The following is a 15,932-nucleotide window of genomic DNA, read 5'->3' on the forward strand; positions in this document are numbered from 1 at the left end:
ACCTCATTTATCTATCTTTCTCTGGTAATTAACTGTTCTACCAAGGCCTCCAGAAATTCATTACGCTCTGCAAAGGAGCCTAAAATATCCATCGCTTCCTTAGATAGCCGTTCCACCTCTTTCTTCGCTTCTTCCATTCCTTTTAAGCTCACATAAGTTGCTTTATGATTCTTCTCATCGCTTCCCGTCTGCTTGCCCAAGGCTTCCAGACTTCCCGTAATATCCAGGATATCATCCTGAATCTGAAAGGCCACGCCTATGTTATAAGCACAATTTTCTATTTTCTTAATCTGTTCTTCGCCAGCATCTGCGAGTACAGCACCAATCATCATAGCGCATTGGATAAGAGCTGCCGTTTTATATCCGTAGATAAACAAGAGCTGTTCTTCCGATACCACTGCCCCTTTATCCTCTGCTTCAATGTCCGCATTTTGTCCGCCTATCATACCATAGATACCTGCTTTTCCCGACAGGATAGCGAGAGCCTTCGATACTTTCTCCATTTCTCCTGCATCTTTTGCCTTAGAAAGGGCTGAAATCGCTGTTTCAAAAGCGTAGTTTAACAAAGCATCACCTGCAAGGACCGCCATGCCCTCTCCATACACCGCGTGGGTCGTCTTTCTTCCTCTCCGATATTCGTCATCGTCCATACATGGCAAGTCATCATGTACGAGGGAATAAGTATGTATCATTTCAAGCGCTGCCAGAAATGGATTCACCTCTTCTCCGTCTCCTCCGAACATACGATAGGTCTCCCACAAAAGCATAGGGCGCAGCCTTTTTCCTCCGGCGAGAACGCTATAATTCATCGCTTCAATTACCGTCTTTTGATATCCTTTTTCCTTCGGAAGAAAACTTTTGATTACGGACTCTATTTCTTCTATTCTTGCCGCCATTCCATTTTTAAAATCTATATCATTAAAATTCATTGATTTCTCCATCTTCGTTAATTTGAAGTACCTTTTTTTCCACCTTATCTATTTTATCGTTGCAATACTTCAACATATTCATTCCCTCTTTATATACTTGAAAGGATTCCTCCAAGGAAATATCTTCCGCCTCCAACTTCGAAACGGCTTCTTCCAATGCTGAAAACGCTTCTTCTAACGTCAATTCCTGCTTTGCTTCTCCCATACCACCATCTCCTTTTCCGTCGTTGTCGCTTTTACCAATCCATTTTTCATATGAATTTGTAAGGTATCTCCAATGTCCACCTTGTTAACATCCGTTACTGTCCTCCCCTTTTCATCCGATACATAAGAAAATCCTTGGTTAAGTTTATCTAATGGGGACAGCCCTTTCAGGCGTTCGATATAAACATCGAGCCGATGTCTTTTCTTCGACACTTTAGCCTTAATCGCGTCTTCCAAACGTCCTTCCAATCTGAGCGCCAGCGTACGTTTTTCCCGAATCTGCCCCGCCGGGCTTAAATATTTCAATTTTATCGTTAAGTTGTCCAACCTGCCTCTATATATATTTATTCTGTTTCGAAACAGACGCTTCAACGTATAATCATAATCCCTCAAATTCTCTTCATACTTCCGATATTCATATACGGCTAATTCAGCCGCTGCTGAGGGAGTAGGTGCGCGCAGATCCGACACATAATCGGCAATCGTCGTATCCGTCTCATGTCCTATCGCGGAAATAATGGGAACACTGCAATCAAAGATTGCCTGTGCCACCGCTTCTTCATTGAACGCCCACAAATCCTCGATAGACCCACCGCCTCTGCCGACAATAATTACATCCGCTCCATAACGCTCTAAAGTACGAATTCCCTTAATAATTGAAGCCGGCGCCTGTTCTCCCTGTACGATTGCCGGATATAAAATGATCTGCACGTAAGGATTACGCCTGGATGCAATATTGATAATATCCCTGACTGCTGCCCCTGTAGCAGCCGTAACAACGCCGAGCGTCCTTATATATCGAGGAATCGTCTGCTTATAAGAATGATCGAACATCCCACGCTCTTCCAGTTCTCGTTTCAGACGTTCGAACTTCTCATGCAAAAGTCCGGAGCCATCCAACATAATCTGTCTGGCATAAAGCTGGTACTTTCCGTCTCTTTCATAAATATCCACGGCACCGCCTACAATTACAGACTGACCTTCCTGCATCCGAAAAGCAAGACCGGAACGATTCCCTGCAAACATCACACAGGAGATCGTTCCTTTCTCATCCTTTAACGTAAAATAAATATGTCCGGAAGAATGATATTTGCAGTTGCTTACTTCACCCTTTATGAGTACCGACTGCAACATAAAATCTTGCAAAAACATATTTTTTATATATGAATTTATTTGTGCTACGGTATATACATTCTGCATTCTTATCCTACCTAAGCGAATTTAGCAAGAACCCCATTGATAAACCCGGGGGAATTATCCTGCCCAAACTTTTTTGCTAATTCCACTGCTTCATTGATAGCCACTCCCGTAGGAATTTCATTATCATATTTTATTTCATAAACTGCAAGACGAATAAGGGTCAAGTCCACCTTCCCCATACGAGAGGTGACCCACCCTTTTGTTTCTTGATTAATCAACTCATCGATGACATCCAATTTCGAAACGATGTCCTCATACTTCTTTAAGATATAGCCTTCCTCATTTTCACTGGCTGTATTTTCATCGTCAAAAAAAAGCTTTTCTTGTTCCGGCATATCTTCTTTTTCATTGAATTCTATGCGAAAGAGCAATTTAAAAATCTGTTCCCGCAGTTCTCTTCTTCCCATTAGTATATTCTTCCTATCTGTCTTTCTGCATATTCACGCCGGCAATTTTAATATTCACATTCGACACCGTAAGCCCAGTCATGTTCTCGATGGCATTTTTAACCTTTTCCTGCACCTGTCTGCTGGTCGCCGGAATGTTATATCCATATTCCATAATAAGTCCAAGGTCCACAGATACCTCTTTATTTATTACTTCTACTTTTACACCCTTTTTTAGGCTCTTTACGCCTACCATGCTCATCAGCTCATTGGTCGCATTGCCCGCCATTGTTGCGACTCCTTCCACCTCTGCTGCTGCAATCCCGGCAATCATCGCAACTACATCATCCGCAATCTTCACCGCTCCGGCGCTCTCATCTTCTTGCAATACATAAGTGCTTCTATCTAATTCCTTTTCCATATCAAGTGACCTCCATTTCATACGAAATTCAATTCTTCCTATTTGTATAATATACCAAAAACTACAGCCTTTGCATAGACCTTTCTTTCCATTAGAAAACGATGGCGGCCTGTTCTAAAGCCAAAAACTCAAACTAAGCTGTTCCTTATTGTCCGCATAAGCGACCACCCCGTCAGGACTATCCAAATATTCAAAAATCTCCTGTTCATCGATAAGTACCCGTCCCATTTCTTCATACACTGCTCTATCGCTGCATTTTAAGGTGATATAGGTACTTTCCCTTTCATACTCTTTTTCAAACAAAGCTTTCAGCTTCTCCTTATCCACCGAAGTGAAATAAGCTCCCTCCCTCACATAGTAGTTCGCTGTCATAGAGATACAGTCCGGTAGCTTCACTACGTTTTCTATCGTATGGGTTTTCTCAAGCTGTTTCGTCGTTACACATAAATAATCATAATTAATCGTCGGCAAGTGATTCTGTTCATAGCCCGTCTCTCCCTCATTCTCCTCCATCTGATAAGATGCATCTCCCCATGTGGGATCCACGTGATAATAAATCCCATCTATTCTTACCAGATTCCAGGCATGTCCTTCTCCTCCCGATACTCTTCCTATTACGAGTGTGGAAAAGACACCCACCCGTTCCAGCAAATATTGCATCGCCTTGGCATAACCTTGACAAACTGACTCACCATATAAAAAGACGGAGCATATATTCTGATTGTCCTCCGCTTCCAAATTGTATTCCGTACTATTGATAATATATTCATAAACAAATTTTACTTTTTCATATTCATCCGCATCCGCAGGAAGATGTGCGAGAAATTCTTTCACATAAGCATCGATAAGAAGCTGTCTTCTTCCCACCTCCTCAGCGTCAATATGATACGTCCCGGTAAAAGTGATCTTTTTTAATTCCTCTCCCAGCGTATATTTCGTAAAAGTATAGCCATCCACATAGAAAATCTCGGGATGATCGTTTAACACGCACTGAAAAACCTTTTCTATCTGATTAGTATCCATGGAAGAAATAAGTACGTTTTCTCCCCATCTTTTCAATATCTGAGTAATTTCCGCATAAATAATCTGTTCCTCTCCGGTAAGCCTTTCAAAGTTGTATTTCCCCTTTTGTCCGGCGAGGATCTTCGGCATTTCTTCTTCCGTAAGTCCGATAGAGGCACGTATTGAATCGTCGTCTAATTCCTCTTGTTTTTCATCATCATTTTGTCCCTTTGTACTTTGCGGCCATTCTTCAGGCACTGCATCGTCATCCTGCGTAACTGTTACCGGAGTTCTTCCGGGCTCCTGTAAATCTAAGGAGCATCCTGCAAGGAAAAGAAGCAGCAGGAGTAAAAAGGCAATCCGATTCTTTTTTCTCATTTAATCACGTCCAAATTCAGATAATATCAATCCTTCATTCCTTTCCAGTGTCATTCCAATGCTCCACTGATTGATAAACAGAAGCAGAGGATGTCCTTTCATATCTTTCACTTTTTTCATATCGGAGGTCCCTGTTAATTTCACCATATCGATATCTTTATTTTCCACCCACCTAATATGCTCATAAGGTAAGTTTTCCAAGCGAATCTCAACATTATACTCATTTTCAAGGCGATATTTCAAAACTTCGAATTGAAGGACACCTACCACGCCTACTATGATTTCCTCCATACCTGTATTAAATTCCTGGAATATCTGAATGGCACCCTCCTGCGCTATCTGGGTAATCCCTTTCACAAATTGCTTACGTTTCATCGTATCCATCTGACGCACCCTTGCAAAATGTTCCGGAGCAAAGGTAGGAATACCTTCATATTCTATCTGCTCCTTAGGCATACAAAGCGTATCGCCGATAGAGAAAATCCCCGGATCAAAGACTCCGATAATATCTCCCGCATATGCTTCCTCCAGCATCTTTCTTTCGCTCGCCATAATCTGCTGAGGCTGGGATAAACGCATGGTCTTCCCACCTTGTATGTGCTTCACTTCCATACTCGCTTCATATTTTCCGGAGCAAATTCTCATAAAGGCGATTCTGTCTCTATGAGCTTTATTCATATTAGCCTGTATCTTGAATACAAACGCAGAGAAATTATTTTCCACCGGATCGATCAAACCGATATCCGCTTTTCGGGGAAGCGGTGTTGTCGTCATCTTAAGGAAATGCTGTAGAAAAATCTCCACACCAAAGTTCGTCAGAGCAGATCCAAAGAAAACAGGGGTCAAATCTCCCGATCTTACCACCTCTAAGTCGAATTCTGCGCTGGCGCCATCCAAAAGCTCAATTTCCTCAAAAAGCTGTTCTTCCAATCTCTGACCGATATATTCGTTCAGCTTGTCCTTATCCGAAATGGGAATTATCGTCGTAGCCCCTCCCTGTGTTCCTTTATGTGTATCGGAATAGGTAACTACGCATTGTTCTTCCCTATCATATACCCCTTTGAATTCCTTGCCTGAACCTATGGGCCAATTCATAGGGCATGTGGCAATACCTAGTTCTCTTTCTATTTCATCCAAAAGCTCAAACATATCCCCGGCATCCCTATCCATCTTATTGATAAAGGTAAAAATGGGAATCTTACGCATAACACATACTTTGAAAAGCTTCCTTGTCTGTGCCTCTACACCTTTGGAAGCATCGATAACCATTACCGCAGAATCGGCCGCCATTAAGGTTCTATACGTATCCTCGGAAAAGTCCTGATGTCCCGGGGTGTCCAAAATATTAATACAAAATCCACCATATTCAAACTGCAGAACACTGGAAGTAACGGAAATACCCCTCTCTTTTTCTATTTCCATCCAATCGGAAACGGCATGCTTTGCGGTAGCTTTTCCTTTGACACTCCCTGCCATATTAATGGCACCTCCATAGAGCAGAAACTTTTCCGTCAAAGTCGTCTTTCCCGCATCGGGGTGCGAAATAATCGCAAAAGTCCTCCGTTTATTTATCTCCTCTGCATAGTTGCTCACACTTTTATCCTCCTGTCGCCCTTTTACAGCATTGATCTGCCGTCAAACTGGGGCTTAATATTAAAATAATCGAGTACCGTTGCTCCAATATCCGCAAAGGCATCTCTCGTACCCAGATTTTCCGGGGTAATCGCTTGACCGTACATAAGAAACGGCGTATGCTCTCTGGAGTGATCTGTAGACACCGTATAACCGGGGTCACAGCCATGATCCGCAGTAATCATAAGAACATCCTCTTCCTGAAGCTTAGAAAGAATCTCCGGCAGCCTCTCATCGAAATAAGTCAGTGCTTTCGCATAGCCATCAATATCATTGCGGTGACCGTAAAGCATATCATAATCCACCAAATTAATAAAGCACAATCCTTCGAATTCTTTGTCCATCATCGTCAGTGTCTTGTTAATTCCGTCTTCATTGCTCGTTGTATAGGTATATTCAGTAATACCTTTACCGGCGAAAATATCGTTAATCTTTCCAACTGCGATCACGGCTTTCCCCTCTGCCTTCAACTGGTCCAACATGGTAACTGCCGGCGGCTCCAGAGAATAATCATGTCTTCCCGATGTGCGTACATAATTTCCGCTCGTTCCGTTAAACGGTCTGGCAATCACTCTTCCCACACCGTGTTTTCCCACGAGCATTTTCCTCGCCATGGTACAATATTCATACAAATCAGCGAGCGGAACTACATCCTCATGGGCTGCAATCTGAAATACACTGTCTGCTGAAGTGTATACAATCAATTTCCCTGTTTTCACATGCTCATCACCATAATCTTTTATGACTTCTGTACCTGAATATGGCTTATTGCATAGAATTCGCCTTCCGGTCAGAGCCTCAAACTCATCAAGGACCTCTTGGGGAAATCCATCCGGATAGGTAGGCAACGGTTCCTTAGATATAATTCCGGCAATCTCCCAGTGTCCGATTGTTGTATCTTTTCCTTTGGAAGCCTCTTTCATGCGTGCAACCTTTGCTTGCGGAGATAATTCCTTCTCTCCACAGGTCACACCTTCTATGTTAAACAGGCCCATTTTCTTCATATTAGGCATAGAAAAATAAGGACTGGATGCGGCAGAAGACAGGGTATTGGTTCCTTCGTCCCCATATTCTTTCGCATCCTCCATTGCTCCTATTCCCACGCTATCAAGTACAATTAAAAATATACGTTTCATAAGTACACCTCTCTACTTCTTCCGACATCGAAATTATCGACTAACGGTAACTGTTCAGTATTCTCACAGTAAGCGCAGTAAATGCACAGACTTACTGAATAGTTACGACTAACGTTATGATTATACCATATCTTTTTTCGCAAATAAACTGTTATCTTTTATATTTTGAAGCTGTTTATTACCCTATTCTGCAGCCATTGTACTGATAATAATGGTCTCAGGAGCTACTCCCGTTTTACGAATGATGATATCTTCTATCTGAGCACGCTGTGCTTCCGATAACTCTGTTGCATTCACAACAACATCCACTCCGGTACTGCTAATGCTTACGACAACGTCAGAGAATCCTTTGGCTTCTAATAAGATTTCAGATGCGGTTTCTTTCTCTGCTATATCCGTAATCGCGATCATGTTATTAACGGCTTCTTGCTTCTGTGTCTCTGTTATGTTGGCATTATTAATAATTTCCATCAAAGTCTCTTTATTTTTCGCTCTTGTCTGTTCCTTCAAAAGTTTCGCGCCTGAAAGAGAATTCATGCCTGTAGTGGAAGTAAATACCGCTTCACCGGGAGTACCGCTTTCCGTAGTGGTGCTCTCATCTATCCCTTCTGCCATTCCTTCATCCAGGTAGTCTTGTGCCGCAAGAGTATCATCGGAATCCAGGCTGTTAATATCTCCATAAGTAGAATCTGCAAGGATATCCTCATCAGAAATATCGAACATTGCGGATACTTCTTCATCGGTAGTACCTACACCTGTTCCTCCAAGTATTAAATCATTGCCATCACTCACTACAGTATCGCTTTCTACTGTCATAATTTCATCTTCCGTTAATTTTGTACCTGCGAAATTAAGGTATCCCGCAACAGCAATCATTATCGCAAGTGCAGTAATCATAATCTGGTTCTTTTTCAGCATATTTTTCACGCAATTCTCCCCTTTTCTTTATTAGGTTTCCTTATTCGGATTGCATCTTAATTATTTTAATTTTATGTGACTCTATTCCAAATAATGCCACAATTGCTTCACTAATATTTTTCCTTACTTCTAGTTTGTCTCCGCCCTGTACCACTACGACCACTCCTTCTATAACAGGCTGCAGTGTTTTTACTACATAAGGAACATTTCCTACACCACTCTCCTCTACATATACCGTTTCCTCCTGGAAAGAGTCTTCTTGCATAATTCGGCTCCCCCCCTGAGCATCCTTCTCTTGTGTACTGCTTCTTGTCTCAGGTATATCTTTTTCCACCACCTTTTCTTTAGAAGCGCTCACTGTTACAATTACCTTTGCCTTACCGGCCCCCTCCATTACAGAGATTATCTGTTCTAATTTATTCTCAAGATACTTCTCATATGACTCCGCATCCTCATTTCCTGCCTCCCAATTCTCATATTCGCCTGCTTCCATCGGAATTTCCCCTGCCTTCTCCTTTGTTATCTGTGTATCTTCTATCTTATCTGCATTGGATTTTGCACCGCTCATATTCCATAGTCCGGCTGCCCCCTCGCTTTTCTTCGACGTTTCTGTGGGAAGAGCAATAATAATCAAAAGAATTCCTACTAAAATGAAAATAACAAACTGTTCCTTCCCCAGCCTCTTTCCTGCCTTAAGTCGCAAAAGTAAGCTATCTTTGTTCTCTCCCCCCATATCTATCTCACCTCCAAATATTCCTCATCCACTCCTAACAAAATACAAAATTCCTTTTTCATCGCCCCTATCACAGGGGATTTCTCCATATCTTTACTCCCTTGTCCATCTCCTGCCTCTTCATCCGCACCTATTTCCACCTTTATGCCTATTCCATCGCTTATTGTAATTGCTTCCACTGCCGTACTCTTATCTATCGATACGCTATCTCCCTCTCCTGCCGCTTCCGCCGTCTCAGCTCTTGAAGAAACCTTGAGCACAAACCCCGGAGGTTCCTCCCGGAATAATACTTCATCAATACCATATCCATATCCTTGTGCCGTACCCTGCAGCTTTTGTTTTACTTCTTCCTGTAAAAGTCCTCTTATCTTTTCTTTCTCTTCTTCCTCTGCACCGCCGAGAGCAGAGCCCGTTCCATTTTTTTCATAAAATATTTCCGCACCATCTATTCCTTTTTCTATGGCTGATTCCATATCTTCTTGGAATGCGAGAATACTTCTTTCCATTTCTCCACTTTCTGCTCCCAGAAGCAAGGATCTGATCGGAACAATGAACTGAGCCAGTATCATAATCCCCACTAACACTTTAATATATTTCTCATAAGATTTCTCCGCCGCAAAATATATAAGGCTCTGTGCACATATCATAAAAATTCCAATACTTTTCATAAATTCCAAAAGGGTATATCCCATAATCACATCCCCTTGCCCGTAGTATATGCCGCAATAGCAATTGTAATCATAAATAATGCCACCGAAGTGAAGGTTGTCCGGAATAAAAGCAAGCTTCCATCCCCTACTCTATCCGTGCATCCTGTAATCCGTTTGTCGCTGACAATTCCCGCAAGAGCTGCACTTCCCTTTATCATACAGGCGATTACAAAAAGCTTCGCCAAAGGTATCAGACAGATGGCAAGCAAGAGCAAAAGCATGAGAACTCCGATACTATTTTTAATAAGAACTGCAGAGCCTATCATCATTTCGGTTATCCCTTCCGCAAGGTTACCGATTCCCGGAATAACTGAAATCGCTTTCTTTACCGAAGAAGCTTTCAGCGAATCTATAACAGGTGTTATCATTGATTGGAACAGGCCAAATCCCGTAATCGCCCCCATCGCTACTTTAAGCCCGAGTATAATTCCCTTTTTCAGAAATTCAAGCAAGAGAGTAAGCCGTTCTTCTGCCCATATTCCATTCATCAATGCCATAAGCACATAACTGTATATAAGAGGTATCATAATAAATAACAATAGTTTTTCTACTGCATACACTAAAAATAACGTGAATTGATAGTAAGCAGTAGCTGTCATAACTCCCGATGCAGCCCCTACCGCCATAAAGTAGGTAGGAATGAACATTTTAATAAATAATACAATCGACTCCACCGTATCCGCTGCAATTGCTGCCGCAGCCAGAAAGGACCTCATCAATACGGCCATCAAAAGAAGATAGAGAAAATAAAAACCGATATCCGCAATTTGATGGTTCTTAAAGATATCCGAGAAGTTGGAGAATAATGCGGATAAAATACCGAGCACCAAAATAGAAACAAAAATATGCCTCATTGCCGATAGCTCAGCTCCCAGTTTTCCCTTGATTCCATCCCAGAGCAGCTTAATTGCCTCTCCGATCTTCCCTTGTATAATCTTCGATAATAATTCCTTCACATCGAATTCATAATCTGGCAAAAGACGCCCTAATTGCTGAGAGATTTCCCCCATTCCATAATCCCCCCATAGAGTACTAAAGTCTGTTATAATCTCTGCAGCATGTACCTGCTGACCCGAGAAGAAAAAAATGGTAAGTGCGAGTACCATCCCTGCTACTATCTTCTTTACGCCCAAGCGTTTCCGCATCCTTGCTCCCCTTGTTCTCTTCTTTTTCATTTCACACCTGCTCTTTTCCCCTAGCCTGATATTTCCTGAATACTTTGAATAATTGCCAGCAATACCGGCATTCCTGCAATTAATACCGATAGTTTCCCGAAGATTTCTACTTGTCCGGCTATTGAAGAATAGCCGGCATCTTTGCAGATTCCCGCACAAAATTCACAGATATAGGTAATCCCTATTACCTTTAATAAGATACGAAAATAGGCGTTGTCCGAATTTAAATACTGTTTAAGCTCTCCCATACCATTTAGAAAAGAGCCAAGTCCCGATATTGCATAGGAAAAAATAATCAGGCATACGGCAAACCCGATATACAATCCGTATTCCTGTTTGCCCGATTTAAACTGTAAGGCTATCATAACACCCGTTATTCCCAACAAACTGATTTTAAATACGTCCATCTTATTATGCCTTTCTATAATTCGAACAGATTCTGAATCAACATAAATAAATCATAGATATATGGAACGATCCATGTCAAAACAAGTATTAGCCCTGCCAAACTGATTAGAAACGCATGCTCTTCTCTTCCACTATGCTTTAATATCTGACCCAAAATTGTTATCAAAATTCCTACTGCCGCAATTTTAAACATTAGACTAACGCCCATAGTTCCCCCTTATGTATCGGTCAGAGCAGTATAATGACGGCGAGCAGACCGCCCATTATACTTAGACTCATAATCACCTTACTTTTATTTGCAATCTCTTCTTCCAGCCGCTTTACTTCCAGTCCCAGACGGTGTAGATATTGCGCAAACGCCTTTGACTGCATTTCTCCATCCATATATCCCACACAATCGCCGAAATCCATACACACCTTTTTATCCGCTTTAGAAAGAACCGTCTCCTTTAGACATTCTTCCATATGCCTCTTCCATATTTCTGAAAAGGAACAACCATTATTCATTGCCATTTCTTCATAGACCCCTTCAAGTGCTTTCCGGTATGGTTCCTTACTTCTTGCAGCAATTCTTCTGCATGCCTCCGGCAAAGATGCTTTGCTGTAGGTAATTTCATTTTGCAGCATTTTAAAAATCTGTTCCCATTGATAAAGAGCACTTAATCGTTCTTTCATCCGGCCTCTTAAGGTCCAACCAAAGCCGATACTTCCTCCCATCAGACATAAGATTCCTATTATTCGTAACATAACGCAAAACTCCTATCATAAATTGCTTTTACCATGCATTTCCCCTTTACTTTACCGAGTAAAATATAACGCCCAAATACTTTCTGTTCTCTGATATCTGTCAAAAAATTCTTATGCATTGCATCCTCTAGGGAGTCTCCGTGTACCGTTGCAATGATTCTACTCCCTGAACGCATTACCTGATAAACAGCTTTCATATCCTCTTCACATCCAAGCTCGTCTACCGCTACCGCCTTAGGAGCCATAGAACGAATCATCATCATCATTCCGAGTACCTTCGGGCAGCCATCCAGAATATCTGTCCGCATCCCTATATCATTCTGAGGTCGTCCCAAATAACTTCCCGCAAGCTCCGAACGTTCATCCACTACCCCTACATTCATCCCTTTTGCATAACGATTGCCATCGGAAACCTGTCGTATCATGTCGCGAAGTAAGGTTGTCTTACCGCAGCCCGGAGGCGAAATCAACAGGGTATCCAATAATTTCCCATCCTCATAGATATAAGGGAGGACCCCGTCAGCAGCTCCTTTAATTTCATGAGAAATACGTACATTCATATAGCCGATATGCTTCATATTACGTATCTTTCCTTCTTCTTGCAAGATAACCTGTCCGGCTAGTCCAATACGATGCCCGCCAGGAATAGTAAGAAATCCCTGCCTGATCTCATCAGCAAAAGCATAGAGGGAGTATTCACATATATGATTTAAGATTGCTTCCATATCCCTCTCCGATATAAGGACTGATTTCTCGTGTTCTTCAGTCAGTTCTCCATCATCGCCTAGATACCATTCTTTATTATCCGATATAATTATAATTTCTTTGCCTATGCGCAGCCTAATCTCCTGCAAATTATCCGGCGCTGCGGCTACCTTTCGCCATCTCTCCCTCATATAATCAGGAAAAATATGAAGTATTTCTTCACTTCCGGCCATATTTCCTCCTCTCTGTTCTTTAATTATTCCCTTATCTCAATATATGAGTTGTTGTCCAAGTTATTCCAACTATTTTGGTAACTGTTCAGTGCCCTCACAGTTACATGCGAAAATCCATTAAAGTCACCTCCGGTGATGGGATTTTCACCTGCTTTTCCACGTTATTCTTGCGGTCAGCGCAGTAAATGCGCAGACCTACAAAATAGCTACCTATTTTGTATCAAAAAAAATACACTTCTTTTTATAATTACCATGGACATTATCCTTCATGGATGATAATATAATACTATAATTATTAGTAACAATTACTATTATTAATAGAATAATATATGATTTTAAGGAGGAATTTTTATGACAAACTCAGCTCAAATTGATAACCTGGTAAGCTTATTGGATGGATATGCAGAAAAAGGCGGCCATCACCTGAATGTAAATGTATTGAACAAAGATACTCTTCTGGATGCACAAAAACACCCTGAAAAATATCCCCAACTCACAATCCGTGTCAGCGGTTATGCCGTTAACTTCATTAAACTCACACCTGAGCAGCAAAATGACGTTATCAGCAGAACCTTCCACGAATCCGTTTAAAAGACTCTTTTATAAAGTAGAACCACAAAAAAGCTTGTCGTACGAAAGTACGACAAGCTTTTTATTTCTACTGCTTTTGTTTTTTAAACTACATCCTGTGCTACATCTTTCATAGAGAAGCTCATTCTTCCCATCTTGTCTTTTCCAAGGCATACTACATTCACCTTATCGCCAAGTGTAAGCACATCTTCCACTCTATTCACTCTTTCCTTAGAAATTTTAGAAATGTGAACCATTCCTTCTTTTCCGGGAGCGAACTCTACAAAGGCACCAAATTCTTTGATGCTTACAACTGTACCTTTGAAAATCTGTCCTTCTGCTACATCGGTAGTAATAATTTTAATCATTTCTACCGCTTTATCCATCATCTCTCCATCAGTACCGCATACAGATACTTTACCGTCATCTGTAATATCTATTTTCACACCTGTACGAGCGATAATCTCATTGATGGTCTTTCCACGCTGTCCTACTACATCACCAATCTTTTCAGGGTCGATTTGAACGGAAATAATCTTCGGTGCATATTGACCTACTTCTTTTCTAGGTTCCGCAATTGCAGGAATCATAACATCATTTAAGATATATTCTCTCGCTTCCTTCGTTCTGCGAATTGCTTCCTCTACGATAGGTCTGGTCAAACCGTGAATCTTAATATCCATCTGAATCGCAGTAATACCATCATGGGTACCTGCCACTTTAAAGTCCATATCTCCGAAAAAGTCTTCCAGACCTTGAATATCTGTAAGAACGATATAATCCTCGTCACCGCCTTCTCCTGTTACCAATCCACAAGAAATACCCGCTACCGGCTTCTTAATCGGCACACCTGCCGCCATAAGGGACATGGTGGAAGCACAGATTGCTGCCTGAGAGGTAGAACCGTTAGATTCGAAAGTCTCAGATACGGTACGGATTGCATACGGGAATTCCTCTTCGGAAGGAAGTACAGGAATTAATGCTTTCTCAGCCAAAGCACCATGGCCAATTTCACGACGTCCCGGTCCTCTGCTAGGTCTTGTCTCACCTACGGAATAAGAAGGGAAATTATAGTGATGCATATATCTCTTATTTACTTCATTTTCATCCAAACCATCGATTCTTTGCATATCGGATAAAGGTGCTAAAGTGGTAACCGTACAAATCTGTGTCTGTCCACGTGTGAACATTGCAGATCCGTGCACTCTGGGAATTAAATCCACTTCTGCTGCAAGATGACGTATCTGTGTGATTTCACGGCCATCGGGACGCTTCTGATCCTTTAAGATCATCTTACGAACAGTCTTTTTCTCATATTGATAAATCGCTTCTCCGAGAATAGCAAGCCATTCTTCCTTCTCTGCAAAAGCTTCTTCCAATTTCGCTGTGATATTTCTTATATTTTCTTCACGTACCTGCTTCTCATCAGTAAATACTGCTGCTTCCATATCTTCCGGTGTCACGATTTCCTTCATCGCTGCAAACATTTCATCCGGGATCGCACAACTTGTATATCCGTGTTTAGCTTTTCCTACTTCTGCAACCATCTGATTGATAAATGCGATTAAAGTCTGATTCACTTCATGAGCCATATAAATGGCTTCAATCATTTTTTCTTCCTGGATTTCATTTGCACCGGCTTCTATCATAATTACTTTTTCACTTGTGGAAGCTACCGTCAAGTTAAGATCTCCAACTTTCCACTGCTCCTGAGACGGATTGACAATGAGCTCCCCATCGATCATACCAATCTGTGTCGTAGCACAAGGACCGTCGAAAGGAATATCAGAAATACTCGTTGCAATAGCGGAACCAATCATAGCTACCAACTCCGGACGGCAAGAAGGGTCTACTGCCATTACCATATTATTCAAAGTCACATCATTCCTGTAATCCTTAGGAAAGAGCGGACGCATCGGTCTATCGATAACACGGCTTGTCAGAACAGAGTTCTCAGACGCCTTTCCTTCTCTTTTGTTGAATCCGCCCGGAATCTTTCCTACTGAATATAACTTCTCTTCATATTCCACGCTAAGCGGGAAGAAATCAATTCCTTCCCTTGGCTTCTCAGAAGCCGTTGCTGTACAAAGTACCGTTGTCTCGCCATACTGCATAAATGCGCAGCCGTTGGCTTGTTTGCCTACTCTGCCTACATCAACGCGCAGAGTTCTTCCGGCAAGATCCATTGTAAAAGTCTTATAATTCTTTTCCATCTACTCTTTTCTCCTTTTGCTTTTTGCAGTTTAAAAATAAATTTTTAAACTTTTTGATTTTTTATAATAATGAAAAGGCAAGAGAGACCGAAACTACTGATGTATCCTCGATACCGCTATATTTCTTTATCGAATGCACATCAGTGGTCTCGGAACCTTCTCTCTACCTTTTGTTACTGAAGCTTAATTTTTATCGTTAAAAAGACGGACACTTAACCTTTCAGTCCGTATC

Annotated in this window: 18 protein-coding genes; 1 reads left to right on the forward strand and 17 read right to left on the reverse strand. The window is 41.6% G+C overall.

Annotated features, from left to right (window positions below; translation table 11 throughout):
- Nucleotides 1–11: 11 nt before the first annotated feature.
- The 16 genes from RBB56_RS01200 to spoIIIAA all read right to left on the reverse strand — a co-directional run bounded on the left by RBB56_RS01200 (nt 12) and on the right by spoIIIAA (nt 12,917).
- Nucleotides 12–914 (reverse strand): polyprenyl synthetase family protein, encoded by a 903-nt coding sequence (locus RBB56_RS01200; RefSeq protein ID WP_442905439.1) that lies wholly within the window; start codon nt 912–914, stop codon nt 12–14.
- A gap of 4 nt (nt 915–918) precedes the next feature.
- A complete protein-coding gene (gene xseB, locus RBB56_RS01205; protein ID WP_306720565.1) occupies nt 919–1,134 on the reverse strand; it encodes an exodeoxyribonuclease VII small subunit in 216 nt (71 codons plus the stop codon).
- A complete protein-coding gene (gene xseA, locus RBB56_RS01210) occupies nt 1,110–2,333 on the reverse strand; it encodes an exodeoxyribonuclease VII large subunit (RefSeq protein WP_306720566.1) in 1,224 nt (407 codons plus the stop codon). Before xseA ends, xseB begins: the two co-directional genes overlap by 25 nt.
- A gap of 11 nt (nt 2,334–2,344) precedes the next feature.
- Entirely contained in the window at nt 2,345–2,740 is a 396-nt protein-coding gene (nusB, locus tag RBB56_RS01215; protein ID WP_306720568.1) for a transcription antitermination factor NusB, read from the reverse strand.
- 13 nt (nt 2,741–2,753) lie between these two features.
- Nucleotides 2,754–3,140 (reverse strand): Asp23/Gls24 family envelope stress response protein, encoded by a 387-nt coding sequence (locus RBB56_RS01220; protein WP_306720570.1) that lies wholly within the window; start codon nt 3,138–3,140, stop codon nt 2,754–2,756.
- A gap of 114 nt (nt 3,141–3,254) precedes the next feature.
- Nucleotides 3,255–4,520 carry a transglutaminase domain-containing protein gene (locus RBB56_RS01225; protein ID WP_306720571.1) on the reverse strand — a complete coding sequence of 422 codons (1,266 nt, stop codon included), beginning with the start codon at nt 4,518–4,520 and terminating at the stop codon, nt 3,255–3,257.
- The gene (locus RBB56_RS01230; protein ID WP_306720573.1) at nt 4,521–6,113 is read right to left on the reverse strand and encodes a peptide chain release factor 3; all 1,593 of its coding nucleotides are present in this window, start codon (nt 6,111–6,113) and stop codon (nt 4,521–4,523) included.
- Between the two features lie 23 nt (nt 6,114–6,136).
- A complete protein-coding gene (locus RBB56_RS01235; protein WP_306720574.1) occupies nt 6,137–7,288 on the reverse strand; it encodes a phosphopentomutase in 1,152 nt (383 codons plus the stop codon).
- A 183-nt stretch (nt 7,289–7,471) separates the two neighbouring features.
- On the reverse strand, nt 7,472–8,206 hold the full coding sequence (locus tag RBB56_RS01240) for a SpoIIIAH-like family protein (protein ID WP_306720576.1): 735 nt from the start codon (nt 8,204–8,206) through the stop codon (nt 7,472–7,474).
- Nucleotides 8,207–8,246: 40 nt separating this feature from the next.
- Nucleotides 8,247–8,939, reverse strand: a complete 693-nt coding sequence (locus tag RBB56_RS01245) for a hypothetical protein (RefSeq protein ID WP_306720578.1) — start codon at nt 8,937–8,939, stop codon at nt 8,247–8,249.
- A gap of 2 nt (nt 8,940–8,941) precedes the next feature.
- Complete coding sequence (locus RBB56_RS01250) at nt 8,942–9,607, reverse strand: stage III sporulation protein AF (protein WP_306720579.1); 666 nt, start codon at nt 9,605–9,607, stop codon at nt 8,942–8,944.
- 26 nt (nt 9,608–9,633) lie between these two features.
- Complete coding sequence (locus RBB56_RS01255) at nt 9,634–10,824, reverse strand: stage III sporulation protein AE (RefSeq protein WP_306720581.1); 1,191 nt, start codon at nt 10,822–10,824, stop codon at nt 9,634–9,636.
- Between the two features lie 20 nt (nt 10,825–10,844).
- Entirely contained in the window at nt 10,845–11,231 is a 387-nt protein-coding gene (locus RBB56_RS01260) for a stage III sporulation AC/AD family protein (RefSeq protein WP_306720582.1), read from the reverse strand.
- 14 nt (nt 11,232–11,245) lie between these two features.
- Nucleotides 11,246–11,440, reverse strand: coding sequence for a stage III sporulation protein AC (gene spoIIIAC / locus RBB56_RS01265; RefSeq protein ID WP_306720584.1), 195 nt, complete (start codon nt 11,438–11,440; stop codon nt 11,246–11,248).
- A gap of 20 nt (nt 11,441–11,460) precedes the next feature.
- Nucleotides 11,461–11,979 (reverse strand): stage III sporulation protein AB, encoded by a 519-nt coding sequence (locus RBB56_RS01270; protein WP_306720586.1) that lies wholly within the window; start codon nt 11,977–11,979, stop codon nt 11,461–11,463.
- Nucleotides 11,967–12,917, reverse strand: a complete 951-nt coding sequence (gene spoIIIAA, locus RBB56_RS01275) for a stage III sporulation protein AA (RefSeq protein ID WP_306720587.1) — start codon at nt 12,915–12,917, stop codon at nt 11,967–11,969. Before spoIIIAA ends, RBB56_RS01270 begins: the two co-directional genes overlap by 13 nt.
- Nucleotides 12,918–13,268: 351 nt before the next feature.
- Between spoIIIAA and grcA3 the strand changes: the two genes are divergently transcribed.
- Entirely contained in the window at nt 13,269–13,508 is a 240-nt protein-coding gene (grcA3, locus tag RBB56_RS01280) for an autonomous glycyl radical cofactor GrcA3 (protein ID WP_306720588.1), read from the forward strand.
- An 83-nt stretch (nt 13,509–13,591) separates the two neighbouring features.
- Here the strand turns inward: grcA3 and RBB56_RS01285 are convergent, their stop codons facing one another.
- Nucleotides 13,592–15,700: a polyribonucleotide nucleotidyltransferase gene (locus tag RBB56_RS01285; protein ID WP_306720589.1), complete on the reverse strand. Its 2,109-nt coding sequence runs from the start codon at nt 15,698–15,700 to the stop codon at nt 13,592–13,594.
- Nucleotides 15,701–15,932 lie beyond the last annotated feature (232 nt).

The sequence above is a fragment of the Kineothrix sp. MB12-C1 genome, from assembly GCF_030863805.1.
Taxonomy (GTDB): domain Bacteria; phylum Bacillota; class Clostridia; order Lachnospirales; family Lachnospiraceae; genus Kineothrix.